Here is a 20,098-nt window from a genome sequence, read left to right as displayed (position 1 = left end):
GGTGAAACGCAGGAAGGGTCACCCTGTATGGGTGACCCTTCCTGGAATGATTGTCCGGCGGTGTCCTACTCTCCCACACCCTCACGAGTGCAGTACCATCGGCGCTGGAGGGCTTAGCTTCCGGGTTCGGAATGTGACCGGGCGTTTCCCCTCCGCCATGACCGCCGTAACTCTATCGACATGTCAAACAACACCACACATGTGGTCTGTTGTTCGTTTATCGAGAGTTGCACAGTGGACGCGTAGCAGCTTAGTAGTCAAGTCCTCGGCCTATTAGTACCGGTCAACTGAACCCGTTACCGGGCTTACATTTCCGGCCTATCAACCCAGTCGTCTAGCTGGGGGCCTTACCCCCACAAAGTGGGGTGGGATACCTCATCTTGAAGCAGGCTTCCCGCTTAGATGCTTTCAGCGGTTATCCCTTCCGAACGTAGCTAACCAGCCGTGCCCTTGGCAGGACAACTGGCACACCAGAGGTTCGTCCGTCCCGGTCCTCTCGTACTAGGGACAGCCCTTCTCAAGTATCCTACGCGCACGGCGGATAGGGACCGAACTGTCTCACGACGTTCTAAACCCAGCTCGCGTACCGCTTTAATGGGCGAACAGCCCAACCCTTGGGACCTGCTACAGCCCCAGGATGCGACGAGCCGACATCGAGGTGCCAAACCATCCCGTCGATATGGACTCTTGGGGAAGATCAGCCTGTTATCCCCGGGGTACCTTTTATCCGTTGAGCGACACCGCTTCCACTCGCAAGTGCCGGATCACTAGTCCCGACTTTCGTCCCTGCTCGACCTGTCAGTCTCACAGTCAAGCTCCCTTGTGTACTTGCACTCAACACCTGATTGCCAACCAGGATGAGGGAACCTTTGGGCGCCTCCGTTACCTTTTAGGAGGCAACCGCCCCAGTTAAACTACCCACCAGACACTGTCCCTGAACCGGATAACGGTCCGAAGTTAGATACCCAAATCAACCAGAGTGGTATTTCAAGATTGCCTCCACCCATACTGGCGTATAGGTTTCACCGGCTCCCACCTATCCTACACAAGCTAATTCGAGTACCAATGTCAAGCTATAGTAAAGGTCCCGGGGTCTTTCCGTCCTGCCGCGCGTAACGAGCATCTTTACTCGTACTGCAATTTCGCCGGGCCTGTGGTTGAGACAGTGGGGAAGTCGTTACGCCATTCGTGCAGGTCGGAACTTACCCGACAAGGAATTTCGCTACCTTAGGATGGTTATAGTTACCACCGCCGTTTACTGGCGCTTAAGTTCTCCGCTTCGCCCCGAAGAGCTAACAGGTCCCCTTAACGTTCCAGCACCGGGCAGGCGTCAGTCCATATACATCGAATTACTTCTTCGCATGGACCTGTGTTTTTAGTAAACAGTCGCTTCCCCCTGCTCTCTGCGGCCATACAACGCTCCACCCGCGTGGGGCTTCACGTCTCCGGCCCCCCTTCTCCCTAAGTTACGGGGGCAATTTGCCGAGTTCCTTAACCACAGTTCGCCCGATCGCCTCGGTATTCTCTACCTGACCACCTGTGTCGGTTTGGGGTACGGGCCGCTAAGAACTCGCTAGAGGCTTTTCTCGGCAGCATAGGATCACTGACTTCACCTGAATCGGCTCGGCATCACGTCTCAGCCTTCATGTGTTGCGGATTTGCCTACAACACGGCCTACACGCTTACCCCGGCACAACCACCGGCCGGGCTCAGCTACCTTCCTGCGTCACCCCATCGCTTGACTACTACCCGTCAGGTTCCCACGCTCCCCAACATCAGCCCGAAGGCATCAGCTGGTTTGGGTGGTTAGCACAACGAGGTTCGTCAGGGACGCTCTTTCGCGGGTACGGGAATATCAACCCGTTGTCCATCGACTACGCCTCTCGGCCTCGCCTTAGGTCCCGACTCACCCAGGGCGGATTAGCCTGGCCCTGGAACCCTTGGTCATCCGGCGGAAGGGTTTCTCACCCTTCTTTCGCTACTCATGCCTGCATTCTCACTCGTGCCGCGTCCACAACTGGGTCACCCCGCTGCTTCACTCGCGGCACGACGCTCCCCTACCCATCCACACACCTGCACAAGGAATCAAGTCCAAGCGAGGTTAAAATGTGAATGCCACAGCTTCGGCGGTGTGCTTGAGCCCCGCTACATTGTCGGCGCGGAACCACTTGACCAGTGAGCTATTACGCACTCTTTAAAGGGTGGCTGCTTCTAAGCCAACCTCCTGGTTGTCTATGCGACCCCACATCCTTTTCCACTTAGCACACGCTTAGGGGCCTTAGCTGGTGATCTGGGCTGTTTCCCTCTCGACTACGAAGCTTATCCCCCGCAGTCTCACTGCCGCGCTCTCACTTACCGGCATTCGGAGTTTGGCTGATTTCGGTAAGCTTGTGGGCCCCCTAGACCATCCAGTGCTCTACCTCCGGCAAGAAACACGCGACGCTGCACCTAAATGCATTTCGGGGAGAACCAGCTATCACGGAGTTTGATTGGCCTTTCACCCCTAACCACAGGTCATCCCCCAACTTTTCAACGTTGGTGGGTTCGGCCCTCCACGCGGTCTTACCCGCGCTTCAGCCTGCCCATGGCTAGATCACTCCGCTTCGGGTCTAGGACACGCGACTGAATCGCCCTATTCAGACTCGCTTTCGCTACGGCTCCCCCTCACGGGTTAACCTCGCCACATGCCACTAACTCGCAGGCTCATTCTTCAAAAGGCACGCCGTCACCCCGCAAGGCTCCGACGGATTGTAGGCGAACGGTTTCAGGTACTATTTCACTCCCCTCCCGGGGTACTTTTCACCATTCCCTCACGGTACTTGTCCGCTATCGGTCACCAGGAAGTATTTAGGCTTACCAGGTGGTCCTGGCAGATTCACGGCAGATTTCAGGGGTCCGCCGCTACTCGGGAACACCCACAGAAGGTCAGCAACTTTCACCTACCGGACTTTCACCGTCTACGGTCAGCCATTCCAGACTGTTCGACTAGCCACTGACTTTGTAACTTCTCGAACAAGTGTCAGCTTGTTCAGCAGGGTCCCACAACCCCAACCACGCAACCCCTGACAGGTATCACACGCAGCCGGTTTAGCCTCGATCCGCTTTCGCTCGCCACTACTCACGGAATCACTAAATTGTTTTCTCTTCCTACGGGTACTGAGATGTTTCACTTCCCCGCGTTCCCTCCACACACCCTATGTGTTCAGGTGTGGGTGACTGGACATGACTCCAGCCAGGTTTCCCCATTCGGACACCCTGGGATCACAGCTTGGTTGACAGCTCCCCCAGGCCTATCGCGGCCTCCCACGTCCTTCATCGGCTCCTGGTGCCAAGGCATTCACCGTTCGCCCTTGACAACTTGACCACAAAGATGCTCGCGTCCACTGTGCAATTCTCAACAAACGACCAACCCACAACCCATTAGCCCCACACCAGCACCACCACAGTGATCGGTATGTGAGACCAGGCCATGCCTGGCAGCCCATGAAGCGCTCACGCTCCACACAAGGCTCCGAAAGAAACAACCAATGGTTGTTCTTTCAGGACCCAACAGGGTGCTCTGCATTCTTCTCCAGCCGCACCAGCACAATCCGTTCCCACCACCCCCGAAAAGGTGGCTGTACTAGGTTGTTCCGGCCGTTGCCAGAGGAAAACTCGCCAGTGTCTCCGCCATCTGAGCACCCCGACCCGACATACGCGGGCCGCGGGCTCCTTGCACCCTTTCAGGTGAAGGTGCTCCTTAGAAAGGAGGTGATCCAGCCGCACCTTCCGGTACGGCTACCTTGTTACGACTTCGTCCCAATCGCCAGCCCCACCTTCGACAGCTCCCTCCCACAAGGGGTTGGGCCACCGGCTTCGGGTGTTGCCGACTTTCGTGACGTGACGGGCGGTGTGTACAAGGCCCGGGAACGTATTCACCGCAGCGTTGCTGATCTGCGATTACTAGCGACTCCGACTTCACGGGGTCGAGTTGCAGACCCCGATCCGAACTGAGACCGGCTTTTTGGGATTCGCTCCACCTCACGGTATCGCAGCCCATTGTACCGGCCATTGTAGCATGCGTGAAGCCCTGGACATAAGGGGCATGATGACTTGACGTCATCCCCACCTTCCTCCGAGTTGACCCCGGCAGTCTTCGATGAGTCCCCGCCATAACGCGCTGGCAACATCGAACGAGGGTTGCGCTCGTTGCGGGACTTAACCCAACATCTCACGACACGAGCTGACGACAGCCATGCACCACCTGTGACCGCCCCCGAAGGACCTCACATCTCTGCGAGTTTTGCGGCCATGTCAAACCCAGGTAAGGTTCTTCGCGTTGCATCGAATTAATCCGCATGCTCCGCCGCTTGTGCGGGCCCCCGTCAATTCCTTTGAGTTTTAGCCTTGCGGCCGTACTCCCCAGGCGGGGCGCTTAATGCGTTAGCTGCGGCACAGGGAACCGGAGAGGCCCCCCACACCTAGCGCCCAACGTTTACAGCGTGGACTACCAGGGTATCTAATCCTGTTCGCTCCCCACGCTTTCGCTCCTCAGCGTCAGTATCGGCCCAGAGACCCGCCTTCGCCACCGGTGTTCCTCCTGATATCTGCGCATTTCACCGCTACACCAGGAATTCCAGTCTCCCCTACCGAACTCTAGCCTGCCCGTATCGACCGCAGGCTTGGGGTTGAGCCCCAAGTTTTCACGGTCGACGCGACAAGCCGCCTACGAGCTCTTTACGCCCAATAAATCCGGACAACGCTCGCACCCTACGTCTTACCGCGGCTGCTGGCACGTAGTTGGCCGGTGCTTCTTCTGCAGGTACCGTCACTCTCGCTTCGTCCCTGCTGAAAGAGGTTTACAACCCGAAGGCCGTCATCCCTCACGCGGCGTCGCTGCATCAGGCTTCCGCCCATTGTGCAATATTCCCCACTGCTGCCTCCCGTAGGAGTCTGGGCCGTGTCTCAGTCCCAGTGTGGCCGGTCGCCCTCTCAGGCCGGCTACCCGTCGTCGCCTTGGTAGGCCATTACCCCACCAACAAGCTGATAGGCCGCGAGCCCATCCCAAGCCGAAAAACTTTCCACCCAACCTCATGCGAGGCCAAGTCATATTCGGTATTAGCCCCCGTTTCCGAGGGTTATCCCAAAGCCTGGGGCAGGTTGCTCACGTGTTACTCACCCGTTCGCCGCTCGAGTACCCCGAAGGGCCTTTCCGCTCGACTTGCATGTGTTAAGCACGCCGCCAGCGTTCGTCCTGAGCCAGGATCAAACTCTCCAACAAAAACTTGTCGAACAGCATCCTGACAACAAACAATGTTGCCAAAGGAATCCCAACCAGCAATCCAAAAGGATCACCAGTCCGGGGTATAAATCATAATTGGCACTGGCTTTTCAAGCACCCTGTTGAGTTCTCAAAGAACAACCACACACCGAACAGAAGCCCCACTCAGTGGAGCACCCTCTCGGGGCTTTCCGTTCTCGTCCCCGCCGCTCGCTGGCGCCGGGCACTTTTACTACGTTACCTCACCGTCTTCGCCGTGTCAAACCGTGTGTCCCGGTCTGTCGTGCTTCGTACGGGTTGGTCCCGGCGCACTCACGCAGCAGCGGACCGCTGCGTCAGGTCGTCGGATTTGGCAGGCCGGCCGCTGCGGTTTCCCGCAGACTTGCCCGGTTCCCTGCCGGTCGTGAACCTTACCCGGTCGGTTGCGCTGCACCAAATCCGCCTCCCGGCCAATTCGGCGAGCCCCGCCCGGACCGTGTCCCGCAGGAGCGAACCCCTGCCTGACCCGGCTGCCTGCCCGATTCGGTGCTCCAGGACTTTCGTCCCGTTTGCCCCGTTCCGCGCTGGCAGAGAGAAAGTTACGCGTCCGTGGGTTTGATCGTCAAATCCGGGGGTAGCGTCCCACGTCACACTCGCTGCCGGGGGCCGTATCGCCAGTTCAGGGCGTTTGGCGGTTTCGCAAAGGCGCGGGGACACAGCCGAAGACGGGCTCTCAGCCGACCGAGAGTGACCAGCCGAGTCGGATCTGGGGCCTTGGGCCGTCAGGCGGCAGGGCGGTTCAGGCGCCGACGGGCAGCGAACCAGGCGCGGATGCCGAGGACGCCGACGGTGCTGCCGATGGCCAGCGACGCCCCGATCAGCAGGGCGTGCACCCACAGGAAGCTGGTGGCCGCGCCGTCCCCCACCGTGCCGGACGCCCAGGAGCGCGGGTCCTGCCAGATGGCGACGGCGAACCTCGGCCAGATCACCCAGGTCCAGACCCCGACTCCGACCAGGAAGACAGCCCACGCACGCGACAGCACCATGGCAGCCGAGTATGCCAGCGGAGCTGGTCACCGGCCCGGACGCCGGGATTGGATCGGCACGAGGATCGCCCTCGCGGCTGGATCTGACTCAGTAGCAGGTCCCGATGCCGCCGATCGCCGGGTTGGCCCGATCGTGGTGGCTGATGACGCCGCTCGGGTCGGCCATCAGCCCACCCCAGATCGCGCAGCCGCCCCGGACGTACGCCCGGGCGGGGCCGGCGGCGTAGAGCCTGGCGGCATCGTCGACCTGGGTCGGCAGGTCCTGGGCGGCGAGGTAGGTCTGTGTGCGGGTGAGCATGCCGAGGTGAGCGGCCTTGATGGTGACCGTGCAGCCGAATCCGGTGATCGGGTCGTACAACAGGTGGACGGTGCCGAGTCGGTTGCCGGTCCGCGCGTCCCGGATCGGGTCCTGGTCGACCGGGGCGTAGCCGAGCCCGCAGAGCGCCCGCGGGGAGTACGGATTGAGCGTTCGCGCCTGCGCCGCGCTCCCGCTCGCGGCGACGAGGCCCAGCGCGAGCGCCAGCACCGCGCCGAACCGCCGAATTGTGCTGTACATCTGCGTCCCCCTTCTTTGGCAATGCTTGGATGCGGGACCAGAATGGTGGCGCCGGACCTGCCCTCGAATGTGCGGGAGGGACACAGCGCCCCGACGGCGGATGTGCGGATGAGCGGCCCGGACCGCGCTGAGCTGGGCGGTGGCCCTGCTCGTCATCGACGTTCGACAGCTATGACGTATTTCGCAGCGCGCATTTCGATGAACTCAGAACTGCCGAATTGTTTCCGGCGGGAGCGGGGTGGGCACAGCGGAACGGGACAGCCGAAGACCGTCACCGGAGGTGTCCCGTGCAACCCTCGATCTTCAATCCCTGGGACTGGCGCGACCCGTCGGCCCTCGCCGGCGGGTACGCGCAGACCACCCCCTCGGCCTCCCCTCCGGAAGGCCCGGACGGCGCGCACGACGGGCCGGACGCACCCGGCCCCGGCACGCCGATCGACCTGGTCGGCTACCGGGTGCAGGCGACCGACGGGCGGATCGGCACCATCGACGAGGCGAGCCACGACGCGGACGCGCGGTACCTGGTGGTGGACACCGGGCCATGGATCCTCGGCCACAAGGTGCTGCTGCCGGCCGGCACGGTCGCCCGGGTGGACCACCGGGACCGCAGCGTGCACGTCGACCGGACCCGACAGGAGATCAAGGACGCACCGCCCTTCGATCCGGAGTCGTCCGACCCGGAGTACCGGGAACGCGTCGGCAACTACTACGCGGAGAGCTATCGGCCGCGCCAGGCCGGGAGCCCCGAGCCACAGCGCTGAGCGGCGGACCCGTGCCGGAGATACCGGGCCACTCCGGAGCGGGCGGTACGGGCGGGGCTTCACGGGTACCGTGATTCCGTGGTCCGGACGAGCAGTTGCGCGTCGGAGGCGGTCGAGATGGTCGACTGCCTCCCCCTCTGCGCGGTGCCCGGGTTCCCGATCAGCTCCGGCGATGGCTGTGAGCAACTCCTGGACGTACTCCGTGCTGGTGGTCTGCGGTACCGCGCCGGCGCGCGATGGCGGACGGCTCGCTGAGTCGAACCCGCTGACCGACGGGGCGAATTTCGCCCCGCTCGGCGCGCGCCCACGCGTTACCCACCTTCCCGCACGAAAGGCACACCACCATGTCCGTCGCACGAATGCTCACCGGCGACCGGCCCACCGGTCGCCTGCACCTTGGCCACTACGTCGGCAGCATCGCCAATCGGGTGCGGCTGCACCAGCGCTACGAGAGCTTCTTCATCATCGCCGACCTGCACATGCTGACCACCAGGAACCGCCGCGAGGACATCGACCAGGTCTCCGGCAACGCCCGCGAGATGGTGACCGACATCCTGGCCGCCGGCATCGACCCGGCGCGGGCGACCTTCTACCTCCAGTCAGCAATCCCGGAGGTCGGCGACCTCAACACACTCCTGCAGAACCTGGTGAGCGTGCCCCGGCTGGAACGGGTGCCGTCGCTGAAGGACATGGCCCGGGACGCGGGCAAGGAGGAGATGCCGTACGGGCTGCTGGGCTACCCGGTGCTCCAGGCCGCGGACATCCTCTGCGTGAAGGGGCAGGTCGTCCCGGTCGGCCGGGACAACGCCGCGCACGTCGAGGTGACCCGGGAGATCGCCCGCCGGTTCAACCACCTGTACGGCCCGGTCTTCCCGGTGCCCGAGCTGATCCCGGCGGATACGCCGAGCCTTGTGGGCACCGACGGCGCGGCCAAGATGAGCAAGAGCCGGGGCAACACGATCGCCCTCTCCGACGACCCCGCCACGGTGCGTCGCAAGGTGCTCGGCATGTACACCGACCCGAACCGGGTCCGGGCCGATGTGCCGGGCACGGTGGAGGGCAATCCGGTCTTCGCGTACCACGAGGTGTTCAACCCGGACCGTGACGAGGTGGCCGAACTGGCCGCGCGCTACCGGGCCGGACGGGTCGGTGACGTGGAGGTCAAGGAGCGGCTGGTCGTCGCGCTGGAGCGGTTCCTGGCACCGATCAGGGAGCGGCGGGCCCGGATCGAAGCGGACCGGGGGTTGGTCGACCGGCTGATCGTCGAGGGCACCGAACGGACCCGCCAGGAGGTACGGCAGACGCTGGTTGAGGTCCGCCGGGCGATGGGACTGACCGGCGCGTACCAGCAGGTGCGCCGGCGAGCGGAGCGGAGCCGGAGGCGGACGGACGCCCCGGCCTGAAGCCTCGGCGGCGCCGAACGGTGGACCGGCTGAGCTGCGGAAAGAAGAATTCTGGACGCCGTGTCGATATCCCCGGTCCCCGTTCGTCGTCATGCTGTACGGCGACCCGCCGCACCGAGAGGAGCCGAAGCGTGAAGTACATGCTGCTGTTCATGAGCCCCGCGACCGACGGGGGCGAGCCCATCGACGGGTGCAGCTTCGAGGACTGGATCCGCTACGACCGGGAGATGAAGGACGCGGGGATCTGGGTCTCCGGGCACCCGTTGCAGGACCTGACCACGTGCACGACGGTGCAGGTCGGCCCGGAAGGCGAACGCACGATCACCGACGGGCCGTTCGCGGAGACCCGTGAGGTGCTCGGCGGGTACGACATCATCGACGTGCCGAATCTCGATGTCGCGCTGGAATGGGCGGCCCGCAGCCCTGGCGCCCTCGGCGGTGGGTCGGTCCAGGTGCGCCCGGTCGCCGAGATCGAGGTCGGGGTCTGACGATGCCGGGCGAGGGGGCAGCGGGGGCGGAGCCGGTCGGGTCGTCCGTGGAGGCGGTGTTCCGGGAGGAACGCGGCCGGCTGCTCGCCTCGCTCGTGCACCGCTTCGGAGACCTAGACCTGGCCGAGGAGGTCGCCTCCGAGGCCATCGAGGCGGCGCTGGTGCATTGGCCCACCGACGGCGTCCCGAGTCGGCCGGGCGCCTGGCTGCTCACCACGGCCCGCCGCCGCGCGGTGGACCGGCTGCGCCGCGACCGGGTGCTGGCCACCCGACTCGCCGTGCTCCAGGCGGAGGCCGAGCGGGCCGACGCCGCCCCACCCGCCGACGCGGACCGCGACCTGCCCGACGATCGGCTGGCGCTCTTCTTCACCTGCGCGCACCCGGCCCTGCCCGCCCAGGACCGCGGAGCGCTCACCCTGCGCTTCCTCGCCGGGCTCACCACGGTCGAGGTCGCGCGGGCCTTCCTGGTGCCGCCCGCGACCATGGCTCAGCGACTCGTCCGGGCCAAGCGGAAGATCCGCGACGCACGCATCCCGTTCCGGGTGCCCGGGGCCGACGAGCTGCCCGAACGCCTGCCCACGGTGCTTCAGGCGGTCTACTCGATCTTCACCGAGGGCTACGCCGCCAGCTCCGGCCCGGATCTCCAGCGGACCGACCTCGCCGAGGAGGCCATCCGGCTGGCCCGAATCCTGCGTCGGTTGCTGCCGGCCGAGCGGGAGGTCGCCGGGCTGCTCGGATTGATGCTGCTGGTCCACGCCCGGCGTGCCGCGCGGACCGGGCCGGACGGCCGGGTGGTCCTGCTCGACGACCAGGACCGTGGGCGCTGGGACCACCGCATGATCGACGAGGGGCGCGGCCTGGTGGTGGTCGCGCTGACCGGCCGACCACCCGGGCCGTACGGGGTGCAGGCCGCCATCGCCGCGCTGCACGACGAGGCCGCCGATGTGGCCAGCACCGACTGGCCCCAGGTGGTGGCGCTGTACGACGTGCTGCTCGGCCTGGTCCCCTCGCCGGTCGTCGCACTCAACCGGGCCGCCGCGGTGGCCATGCGGGACGGGCCGGAGGCCGGGCTCGCCCTGCTGGACGAGTTGGCCGACGATCCCCGGCTGCGCGGCTACCACCTCTATTCGGCGACCCGGGCCGACCTGCTGCGCCGGCTAAACCGGTACGACGAGGCCGCGGCGGCGTACCGGAGCGCGCTGACGCTGGTCGGCACCGAGCCGGAACGGGAGCACCTGCTCCGCCGGCTCGAATCCGTCACCGCCGACGAGCCGGCCGACTGACCGGATGCCCCGGCCGCCGCGCACCGGGCCGGTCGGCGCACCCGCTGTAACCTGCACCGGTGAGTCTGACCGTGCCACCCGGCGAGTTCGAGGCGTACCTGTTCGACTGCGACGGCACCATCGTCGACTCGATGCCACTGCACTATCTGGCCTGGCAGCGGGCACTGGACGAGTGGGGCTGCGAGTTCCCGGAGGAGCTGTTCTATGCCTGGGGTGGCCGGCCGGTGGCCGACATCATCGCCACCCTGAACGAGCGGCACGGTCTGGCCATGCCGGTGGCGACCGTCACCGAGCGCCGGGAGAGCTACTACCAGGAGCTGCTGCCGCAGCTCGCCGCCGTGCCCGAGGTGCTGGCGCACATCCACGACGCGCACCAGCGGGTCCCGTTCGCCGTCGTCTCCGGCAGCACCCGGGCCTCGGTCACCGCATCCCTCGACGCGCTCGGCCTGCTCGACCGGTTTGACGTGCTGGTGTGCGCCGACGACTACACGCGGGCCAAGCCGGACCCGGAAGCCTTCCTGCTCGCGGCGTCACACCTCGGCGTACCCCCGGGGTCCTGCCTGGTCTTCGAGGACACCGACCTGGGCATTCAGGCCGCCACCGCGGCCGGCATGGCGTCGGTACGCGTGCCGCAACCCCGCGATCGCTGAGGCCCGACCAGGTGGTCGACGCCACGACCGGTGGCGCCGATCCGCTCAGTCCGGGCGGTGCTGCCGGTCCAGCGAGCGTTGGTGCCGCCGCAGCGCCCGGTGATGCGCGTGCGCGAGCAACCGGTCGACCTCGCTCAGGCTGCGCGGGCCCGGGTTGAGCACGCACGCCCACCCGTGGGTGCCGTAGGCGGGATGGGGAACGACCTGGTCGAGGGCGGTGAAGTCGACCGCGGAACGGTGCTCGGCGACCTGCGCCGGTGGGTAGCCGAACCGGCGCTCGAACTCCTCGCGGCCGAGGTCCAGGTTGAGCCGGAAGACGCCCGGCCGGTCGAGCTTCGAGTCCTCGTCGAAGCCGGTGGTGTCCTGTCCGACCAGGGTGGCGAACGGGCGGCGGTGGTCCGGGCCGACGAAGAAGAACCGGTCGCCCCAACTGGACTGCGGGGCACCGGACGCCTCGTCGGCCCGTACGACGGTCACCTCGGGCAGGGCGAGGATGAGGTCGGCGATGTCGTCGGCACCGAGGTCGAACGACCAGGCGGCGGGCATTGATGAAGAAGCCATGACCTTCACCGTATCGTTGAACCGCCCGTTGAGACTTTCTCCATCGACGACCTCCTGGAGACGGCCCTGAACCCTCAAACCGCAGGACACGCCTACCGGCCGGTGGACCTGGCCCGGGAGCACGGCATCTCCAGCCAGGCGGTCCGCAACTACGAGCGCGACGGCGTCATCCCTGCCGCCCGGCGCACGCCGAGCGGCTACCGCGCGTACACCGAGGTGCACGCCGCGGCGTTGCGCGCCTACCTGGCGCTCGTCGCGGGGCACGGGTACGCGACCGCCGGCGAGATCATGCGGGCGGCGGTCCGCGGTGACCTGGACGCCGCCCTGCGCGCCGTCGACAGCAGTCACGCGCAACTGCTACGGGACCGCGAGACGCTCGACGCCGTCGAGGCGACGATCGGGGTGCTCACCGCGGCACCGACCCCCAGCCCGCCCGGCCGGCCGCTGACCGTCGGCGACCTCGCCCACCGGCTCGGCGTGACACCCGCGACCCTGCGGAAGTGGGAGAGGGCCGGCATCCTGTGCCCGGCGCGCGACCGCGCCGCCGGGCAGCGGCTGTACGGTCCCGACGACGTCCGCGACGCCGAACTGACCCACCTTCTGCGTCGGGGCGGTTACCTGCTGGAGCACATCGCGACCGTGATGCGGCAGGTACGCGCCGCCGACGGTCCCGGCCCACTGGCGGCCTCCCTGCACACCTGGCGGCAGCGGCTGGCCACCCGCGGCCACGCGATGCTGGTGGCCGCCGGCCACCTTGCCGGCTACCTGGCGGCGACCGGACCGTGATCGCCCCGGCCGCTGGGCCTAGCTGACCTTCAGCAGCAGCTTGCCCTGGTAGGAGGTCTGCAGCCGGCGGTGTGCCTCCACCACCTTGCCCAGCGGGAACGTCTCGGCGACGTGCACCTCGAACGGTGCCGCCTCGATGAGCTCGTTGAGGCGTTGCAACTGCCGGAGGTTGGCCGCACCGTCGTACGCCCGGACCGGCACGCCGGGCCGTTCGCTCGGTTCGGGCTGCACACCATGGGGGTACGCGACCACACCGCCGTCGGACAGCGCCTCGGTGAGCCGGTCCAGTGTCTTGCCGCCAGCCATCGCCAGGATGCCGTCCACTCCACCCGGGGCCGCTTCCCGGATCCGCGCCAGCACCTGGGTCAGGTCGCCATGGCCGTCGAGAGACACGTCGGCGCCGAGCCGGGTCACCAACGCCACCCCGTCCGGCCCGGAGGCCACCGCGATGACGTTGAGCCCCTGCCGCTTGGCCAGCTGCACGGCCAGGTGGCCCTGCCCGCCGCTCGCGCCGAAGATCAGCAGCCAGGCGCCGGCCGACAGACTCAGGGCGTCCAGCCCCGCCAGCGCGGTCAACGCGTCGGTGGGCATGGCGCCGGCGTGCTCCACCGACACACCTTCGGGCAGCTTCGCGACGTACTGCGCCTCCGCCACCGCGTACTCGGCGTAGAAGCCGCCCTTCGGCCTGGTGTTGGCGGACACGTAGACCAGGTCACCCACCGCGACGTTGGTCACCTGGCTGCCGGCGGCGGCCACCGTTCCGGCACCGTCCGGACCGGGCACGATCGGGAACGCGGCGCCCTCGGGCACCAGCGTGCCCTGGCGCTCGTAGGCGTCCCACACCCCCACGCCGGCGCTCCACACCTTGATCAGCACCTCGTCATCGGCGATCTCCGGCACCGGCAGGATCCGGAGGGTGATCACCTCCGGCCCGCCGAACTCGTCGAAGGCCGCGGCCTGCATCCGCTCCGGCACATCCCCGTCAACCATGTGGATTCCCTCTCCGCGCCAGCGTCACCGTCGCAGCATGCCGGCTCCGGGACGGGCCCGGTCCGGGGCTGTGCACCGTTCACCCACAAGGGCGACCGCCCGTGCTCGATCGCCTCGGGGCACCGGTGCGCCCCGAGGCGGTGGCGTAGTCGGAGCCAACGCGGGAATGGCTGCCTCGTGCACGCTCCGTCGAGGCAGACCACGGCCGGGCTCCTGGTGGTGCTGGCCGCGGCCTCCGGCTGCCTCGACGTGATCTGCCTGACCCGGCTCAACGGGTACTTCGCCAGCGTGATCACCGGCAATCTGGTGCAGTTCGGCCATGCGATCGCCACGGCGAATGCCCGCTCGCTCGCCGGTGCCGTGGCGGCGGTGGGCGGTTACGCGCTCGGCGTGGCCGGTGCCACGCTGCCGTTACGCCACGGCGGACCGGGGTGGAACCGCCGTACCGCAGTGGTCGCGGCGGCCGAGGCGGTGCTGCTGCTCGGATTCACGGCGGGCTGGCTGGGCTGCGCGGCGCGTCCCGGGTACGCCGCCGGGCTCGTGCTGCTCGGGGTGGCGTCCGTGGCGAGTGGCATGCAAAGCGTGATCACCATCGGCGCCGGCATCCGGGGTGCCTCGACCACCTATCTGACCGGCTCGCTGACCAACATGGTCCGGCGTCGCGTCCTCGACCCACACCGGTTCGCGGACGTGGGTGGCCTCGGCCGGTTGGCGGGACTGGTCGGCGGCGCCGTACTCGGCACGGTGGTGCTGCGCCTGGCACCGACCTGGGCACCCGCGCTGGCGGCGGCCCTGGTGGTCGCCGTCGTCGCGGTCGCCGTCGGCCTGACCCGCCGGGCGGTGGCCGCCGTCCCGCAATCGCCGGACCGGGACCGTCCCTCGTCCAGGCCGTGACCCCACCTCGATTATGCGGTCAGGACGTCTGCGCCTCCTGACCCCGGAGCGCCTGCTCGACGGCGTCGCGCACCCGAGCGTCCTCGCGCTCCGTGCGCCGGACGCGGTTGCGACGCCGGTACAGGAGTGCCCCGACGAGCACGGCGATCAGTACGACGAGCACCAGCACCAGCATCCACGGCAGTGCCCAGCCGTGCGCCGTGACCTGGACCGGCTTGAGCGAGGTGGTGGAGCCTGACGCGTCGGTGAGCAGCGGCGTGAGGGTTGCGGTCGCCGCCAGCCGGACCGCGGGAGCCATGCCGTGCACGGGCACGCTCACGTTCCAGCTCTCACCGGGAAGCAACTCCGGCGGGGCTGCGACCCCGCCCGCCTTGACGCGCAGCGACCCGAACGGGCCCGAGATCGACACTGCCTGCTGGCCGGACAATGCGGCGTTGCCGGTGTTGTGGATCTTGTAGGTGACGGTGGCGTCGCCCTTGCTGAACGGGTTGACCGTGCCGGCGTACTTCACGTGCAGGTCCTCGATGGCGAGGCTCGGCTTAAGCTCACCGCCGACCCGCAGCTTGATCCGAATACCGAGGCGCCGGTCCACGTTGATGCCCTCAGCCTGGTCGGCCTGCGTCAGCGAGGTGAGGATGCCGCCGACGTAGTCACCGGGCGTGGCATTGTCCGGAACGCTGATCTTGAAGGGGACCTGGGCGGTCTTCCCGGGCTGGATCGCGACGCTGCCGGTGCCGGCGTGCGACCACGCCCCGATCGCGACGGACTTCTTGTCCCGGGTGAGCAGGTCGAGCTGACCGGCGCCGGTCGTGAAGCCGTCGGCGGCGTACACGGACAGGTTCAGTGGCACCGGGCCGCGGTTGGCGACGACCATCGCGTCCTCAACCACTCCACCGGGGTTGACGTTGTAGCTGTAGCTGGACCGGGCGGCGCCGTAGCTGTTGGAGGCCGTCCGGACCGTCCAGGCGACATCACCTTCCGCTGCCAGGGCGGGGCCTCCGGCCAGGCCGGCGACGGCGGAGGTGGCGAGCAGGGCGAGAGCGGTCGTACGAAGGAGTGTTGCGGTCCTGGTCTTCCAGCGCGTTACGGACGCGTGCATTTCGGGTCCTTGAGGTGATCTTGGGAGGTTTGCAACGGGTGGCGGGGTAGGCCCCCGAAGGTGCCTACCCCGCCCGATGGAGCAGGTTCGATCAGCTGCTCAGCGCAGTGATCGTGAGGGTGGCGCGGTAGCTACCCTTCGCGATGCTGTCCGGGATCTTCAGGTCCAGGTCAGCGCCGAGCTTGGCGCCGCCCCGGGGGTGGCCCTGCACGGCCGCACCGAGGCCGCTCGAAACCGAGAGGCCCTTGCCCTGGTCGTCGAAGCCCGACAGGACCGGAGCACCGGCCTCGGCACCAGCGCCAGCGTCGAGGACGTACGGGGTCCAGCCCAGGTAGGAGCCGGAGAACGTCTTGTCGGCGTCCTGGAAGTCACCCACGTTGGCCGAGATCGACCACGGGGCGAGCGATCGGCGGCTGTCCGACACGAGGATCGGGTTGATCTTGCCGTTCGCCTCGAAGTAGGTGCCGTCGCGCTCCTGCGCGGTACCGAGGTCGACCAGGCCGTTGTAGCCGTCGATCGTCCAGCCGAACTCACCCGGAGCCGGGTTCGGCACGTTCACCTGGATGGCCTGGCCGTCACCGTTGAACGGGTGCACCGTCACCTTGTCGACGATCGAGCCGACCGGCTGACCCTCGGCGGTGTTGTTGCACGGGGCGTTGCCGTTCTCGACCGCCGCGTTCGGCGCCGCGCACGTGCCGCTGCGGAGGTTCTGCAGAACCAGCTTGTCGCCGCGCACCTGCACCTTGACGTAGCTGCGGACGTGCTCCTGGTTCTGCACCGAGTTGTACCAGTACTTGCCCGGGTCCAGCGGGTCGGGACCGTTACCGCGGATGCCCGTGCCGGTGCTGTCCGGCTTCTTGATGTCGTAGTACTTCGAGCCGGAGGCCGAGTTCGCCGTCACGTAGATGACGCCACCCGGGCCGGGGAACACGTCGGCAGCGCCGGGCTGCTCGGCCGGGTTCTCCTTCTGGCCGTTCTTGATCGAGTAGCTGCGGGAGTAGCTGTGGTCGTGACCCTGCAGCACCATGTCGATGCCGAGGTTGGAGAAGGCGGTCGTGAAGTGCTCACGACGGTCCTTGTTGTCCGTGTCGGTGGCGTGGCTGGCCGGCGAGTAGATCGAGTGGTGGTAGACCAGCACCTTCCACTTGGCCTCGGAGCCGTGCTTGTTGATCACGTCGGTGATGTACGAGACGTGCGCCGCGTCGCCGACGTTGCCGCCCTCGGCGGGCACCTTGTAGCTGTTGCTGTTGATGTCGATGAACAGCACGTCCTTGTAGACGAACCAGTAGTCACCACCGGACTTGGTGCCCGCCGGGTTCCCGTTGTCGTAGTACGGGGCCGTGCGGTCGGTGTTCGGGGTGAAGTGGTGCTGCTCGTAGGACTTGCCGCCGACGTCGTGGTTACCGATGGTGGCGACGAGCGGGTACTGACGCAGCTGGTCGGGCGCCAGGAACGAGGTCCACTGACCCTCGTCGTTGGCGCTCTCGACGTGGTCGCCGCCCGACACCAGCAGTTCGGCGTTCGGGTTGGCCGCGGTGGCGACCTTCAGGGTCTCCTCCCAGCCGGCCTGGTCCTTCAGCCGGTCACCGGAGGAACCGATCTGGGGGTCGCCGAAGAACAGGAAGTCGTAGTCGCCCTCGAAGTCCTGCGTCTTGAAGGCGTACGCCGCGGACCAGCTGCCCTCGGCGCCGACCCGGTACGAGTACGCCGTGTTCTCGCGCAGGTTGCTGATCGTGGCGTGCCGGTTGAAGCCGGTGGTGGACGTGTTCGCGGCACCGACGGCGTCAAAGCTGACGGCACTGGCCGGGAACTCCCCGTTCACGATCTCGGCGGTCGGGGCGAGCTGGATCTTCTGCGCGGTGTCGGCGGAGGAGTACCAGGTCACGACGCGCTGCGTCTCGTTGGCGCCGACGCCGAGGATGACGCCGGTGATCGTGGTGGACTCGGCCGCGCTGGCGGTGGCCGTCAGGCCGCTACCGAGGGCTGCGGCCATTCCGAGGACGCCCGCGGCGACCCCGGCGACGACGCGCCGCCGCACGAGCCCGGGGGCCCCTGTCGAGGTGCTCAATGTCATCGACATTGTTCCCTTTTCAAATAGAGAAATGGATGATCTTCGCCCGACGGTGGGGAAGCAGACCAAAGCTTTCGCCACGTGATGAACCAACCATGAACGTGATCTTGCGGATGGCTGCACTTCCCGAACTACTTAGCCTTACTCATGATCCAGATACGCGCTGTACGAACCAGACCAGCCCCATAATGGACACGGCTCCAGAAACAGCGCCGGTCGCCCAGAGGCCGATTTTCGGCGTACGGCGCCGCAACACGATCAGCAGCGGGAAGACAACGGCGATAATCGCCAACTGGACGACCTCGATGCCGACGTTGAACACCAACAGGGACCACAGCAGGGTCCACGACCACGCCTCGTCGATCCCGAGCGCGCCCGCGAAACCCAGGCCGTGCACGAGGCCGAAGCAGAACACCACACCCAGACGGATCCAGCCGGAGCGGTCCAGACTGAAGTGGCCGCGGCCCGCCGGATCGAGGTCGGTGGCGTGATCGCCGCGCCGCCAGATTCCCCACAGGTGCCAGCCCGCGACCACGGCGATCGACAGCGCGATGACCGGCTCCACGACCCTCGCCGGCACGTCGACCAGGCCGAGGGCGGCGAGCATGAACGTCACCGAGTGCGCCAGCGTGAAACTCGTGGCCGCGAGCACGATCTCCCGCAGGCGCCGCGACCCGGCGATGAGCGCCAGCAGGAACAGGATGTGGTCGATGCCCGACAGCAGATGCTCGGCGCCCAGCAGGAAGAACTCCCGGAACCGCTCGTAGGCGGCCTGACCGGTGGAGAAGGAGGGGTTGGCCGCGTCGAGGGCCGCGCTGCCCGAACGGCCGTCGATCTCGTACGTGACGATCGTCTTGGTGCCCTTGACGTAGCCCTCGCCGTCGGCGAAGAGCCCGCTGCGCACCTCGTGCTCGTCGGCCTGCTCGGGGCAGGTCCAGTCGAGCAGCAGATCGGCGTACGGCACGCCTTCGCGCTCGCCGATCGTCGCGTTGCCCACCTGCGTCGGCCGACAGGCCGCACCCTTCGAGGTCACCGAGAAGCGGTCGGTGACGTACCTGATGGTCGAGTCGGCATGGGTCTTGAGCGCGGCGGCCTGCCCTGCGGTGTCCTCCGCCTCGAACGCGGCGGTTCCCGCCTGAAAGAGCGGATCATCGTCGCCGGAATCAGCGGCGGACACGACGAGGAGGTCGTATTCGAGCTCCAATGTCGTGCGTATGTGACCCTCGTCTCCCGCTGCAATTTTGGCGTACACAGTCGACGAAAACCCGTGCGCTGACGCCGGCCCGGCGCTCAGAAAAGAGAGGACTGCCGCAGCGATCCCGACAACAGCGACGATAACGGTACGACGGACGTGCCCTGACATGCGGCTCCCTCGGTTGGCCAGTGCACGTTGCATGGCACGGGTGAACACGAGCCCGCCCGCCGAAGAACCGCTGGAGAACAAAGCCCCGGAACGACCGCCTGCGGATTCTTGGCGACCGGAACTGGGATAGGAATACGAAGCAACACTTTCCGCCACCACTCGGAGGACGATCACTTTGCGCCCCCCGCTTCGGGCCGTTGCCATGCTGGCCGCGACCGCCGCGCTGATCACCGGATGCAGCTCCGGTGACGACTGGTCACAGCCGCACCCCAGGCCCGCCGCCATCGGCTCGCTCGGTCCGGGATTCATCGACCCCTCCACCAAGCCCGCTCCGGAGGGGACCGTCCGGCCGCAGCCCGGCTCATGGGCCGGCGTCCACCCGTCGAAGGACTACCGGGTCGTGCTGCTCACCGCCGGTGACGACCGCCCGACCAAGGCCCTCGTGACGGCAATTGAGGACTGGGCCGACGACGAACACGTCGACCTCAGAAAGATCGTCGTCGGCGACGCCCACGACTCCGTTTCCAGCATCGCCAAGGCCATGGAGATGGGCCCGGATCTCATCGTCAGCGCGGGGAACGACCTCATCGACCCCCTGGCGCTGGTCACCCCCAACCACCTGGACCAGCGGTTCCTCGTGGTGGGCGCGGAGCTGGCCGAGCCCACCCACAACGTCACGGCGGTCGACTGGTCCGGCGCGTCGTTCCGTGGTGAGGGGCTCGGCATGTCCTCGACGTACGACCCCGACTCGTTCACGACCGAGCGCTGCGCGGCCGCCATCCGGGCGGGGGTGGCGGCCGTGCTCAACGACCTGACCGGGATCGTGATCTGGGTCGACTAGCCCGTGTGATCGGGCGTGATCTCGTCGAGGCAGCTAGGCCGCCGAGCAGGTGGGGGTCATCCCTCCA

General features: G+C 66.9%; 15 protein-coding genes and 3 rRNA genes. 8 read left to right on the top strand and 10 right to left on the bottom strand.

Translation table 11 applies throughout. The annotated features are described in order from the left end of the window. Positions 1-52: 52 nt before the first annotated feature. The 5 genes from rrf to OG990_RS30695 all read right to left on the bottom strand — a co-directional run bounded on the left by rrf (position 53) and on the right by OG990_RS30695 (position 6,841). Positions 53-169, bottom strand: a 5S ribosomal RNA gene (gene rrf, locus OG990_RS30715). 84 nt (positions 170-253) lie between these two features. Further along, positions 254-3,364, bottom strand: a 23S ribosomal RNA gene (locus tag OG990_RS30710). A gap of 379 nt (positions 3,365-3,743) precedes the next feature. Next, positions 3,744-5,260: ribosomal RNA gene (locus OG990_RS30705) — 16S ribosomal RNA — on the bottom strand. Together the 16S, 23S and 5S rRNA genes form the textbook arrangement of a ribosomal RNA operon. Before the next feature lie 761 nt (positions 5,261-6,021). Next, positions 6,022-6,285 carry an SCO4848 family membrane protein gene (locus OG990_RS30700; RefSeq protein ID WP_386986610.1) on the bottom strand — a complete coding sequence of 88 codons (264 nt, stop codon included), beginning with the start codon at positions 6,283-6,285 and terminating at the stop codon, positions 6,022-6,024. Between the two features lie 88 nt (positions 6,286-6,373). Beyond that, the gene (locus tag OG990_RS30695) at positions 6,374-6,841 is read right to left on the bottom strand and encodes a hypothetical protein (RefSeq protein ID WP_406077976.1); all 468 of its coding nucleotides are present in this window, start codon (positions 6,839-6,841) and stop codon (positions 6,374-6,376) included. Positions 6,842-7,128: 287 nt separating this feature from the next. Between OG990_RS30695 and OG990_RS30690 the strand changes: the two genes are divergently transcribed. The 5 genes from OG990_RS30690 to OG990_RS30670 all read left to right on the top strand — a co-directional run bounded on the left by OG990_RS30690 (position 7,129) and on the right by OG990_RS30670 (position 11,426). Then, positions 7,129-7,602, top strand: coding sequence for a PRC-barrel domain-containing protein (locus tag OG990_RS30690; protein WP_328421456.1), 474 nt, complete (start codon positions 7,129-7,131; stop codon positions 7,600-7,602). Positions 7,603-7,946: 344 nt separating this feature from the next. Beyond that, on the top strand, positions 7,947-9,005 hold the full coding sequence (gene trpS, locus OG990_RS30685) for a tryptophan--tRNA ligase (protein ID WP_386986604.1): 1,059 nt from the start codon (positions 7,947-7,949) through the stop codon (positions 9,003-9,005). Between the two features lie 140 nt (positions 9,006-9,145). Next, positions 9,146-9,493, top strand: coding sequence for a YciI family protein (locus OG990_RS30680; RefSeq protein WP_328426150.1), 348 nt, complete (start codon positions 9,146-9,148; stop codon positions 9,491-9,493). Between the two features lie 2 nt (positions 9,494-9,495). Continuing rightward, positions 9,496-10,776 (top strand): RNA polymerase sigma factor, encoded by a 1,281-nt coding sequence (locus tag OG990_RS30675; protein WP_406077975.1) that lies wholly within the window; start codon positions 9,496-9,498, stop codon positions 10,774-10,776. Positions 10,777-10,835: 59 nt separating this feature from the next. Continuing rightward, the gene (locus OG990_RS30670; protein ID WP_328421460.1) at positions 10,836-11,426 is read left to right on the top strand and encodes an HAD family phosphatase; all 591 of its coding nucleotides are present in this window, start codon (positions 10,836-10,838) and stop codon (positions 11,424-11,426) included. 45 nt (positions 11,427-11,471) lie between these two features. Here OG990_RS30670 and OG990_RS30665 read toward each other — a convergent pair whose 3' ends face one another. Continuing rightward, the gene (locus tag OG990_RS30665) at positions 11,472-11,987 is read right to left on the bottom strand and encodes a DUF6194 family protein (protein WP_406077973.1); all 516 of its coding nucleotides are present in this window, start codon (positions 11,985-11,987) and stop codon (positions 11,472-11,474) included. 102 nt (positions 11,988-12,089) lie between these two features. Between OG990_RS30665 and OG990_RS30660 the strand changes: the two genes are divergently transcribed. Continuing rightward, a complete protein-coding gene (locus OG990_RS30660; RefSeq protein ID WP_406077972.1) occupies positions 12,090-12,773 on the top strand; it encodes a TioE family transcriptional regulator in 684 nt (227 codons plus the stop codon). A gap of 18 nt (positions 12,774-12,791) precedes the next feature. On the opposite strand, the gene OG990_RS30655 is transcribed toward OG990_RS30660, so the two are convergent. After that, on the bottom strand, positions 12,792-13,763 hold the full coding sequence (locus tag OG990_RS30655) for a zinc-binding alcohol dehydrogenase family protein (protein ID WP_386986591.1): 972 nt from the start codon (positions 13,761-13,763) through the stop codon (positions 12,792-12,794). Positions 13,764-13,940: 177 nt separating this feature from the next. On the opposite strand from OG990_RS30655, the gene OG990_RS30650 reads away from it, so the two are divergent. Further along, entirely contained in the window at positions 13,941-14,657 is a 717-nt protein-coding gene (locus OG990_RS30650; protein WP_386986588.1) for a YoaK family protein, read from the top strand. Positions 14,658-14,676: 19 nt separating this feature from the next. On the opposite strand, the gene OG990_RS30645 is transcribed toward OG990_RS30650, so the two are convergent. The 3 genes from OG990_RS30645 to OG990_RS30635 form a co-directional block, all read right to left on the bottom strand. After that, positions 14,677-15,756: a WxL protein peptidoglycan domain-containing protein gene (locus OG990_RS30645; RefSeq protein WP_406077971.1), complete on the bottom strand. Its 1,080-nt coding sequence runs from the start codon at positions 15,754-15,756 to the stop codon at positions 14,677-14,679. A gap of 91 nt (positions 15,757-15,847) precedes the next feature. After that, the gene (locus tag OG990_RS30640) at positions 15,848-17,830 is read right to left on the bottom strand and encodes a fibronectin type III domain-containing protein (protein ID WP_386986582.1); all 1,983 of its coding nucleotides are present in this window, start codon (positions 17,828-17,830) and stop codon (positions 15,848-15,850) included. Positions 17,831-17,972: 142 nt separating this feature from the next. Then, on the bottom strand, positions 17,973-19,190 hold the full coding sequence (locus OG990_RS30635) for a HupE/UreJ family protein (RefSeq protein ID WP_406077970.1): 1,218 nt from the start codon (positions 19,188-19,190) through the stop codon (positions 17,973-17,975). A 175-nt stretch (positions 19,191-19,365) separates the two neighbouring features. Between OG990_RS30635 and OG990_RS30630 the strand changes: the two genes are divergently transcribed. Further along, positions 19,366-20,031, top strand: a complete 666-nt coding sequence (locus tag OG990_RS30630; protein ID WP_355612857.1) for a hypothetical protein — start codon at positions 19,366-19,368, stop codon at positions 20,029-20,031. Positions 20,032-20,098: the final 67 nt, after the last annotated feature.

It is taken from the genome of Micromonospora sp. NBC_00858 (genome assembly GCF_045207365.1).
Lineage (GTDB): Bacteria > Actinomycetota > Actinomycetes > Mycobacteriales > Micromonosporaceae > Micromonospora.
Note: the sequence above shows the minus strand (reverse complement) of the source record. Positions and strands in the feature narration are given on the sequence as shown.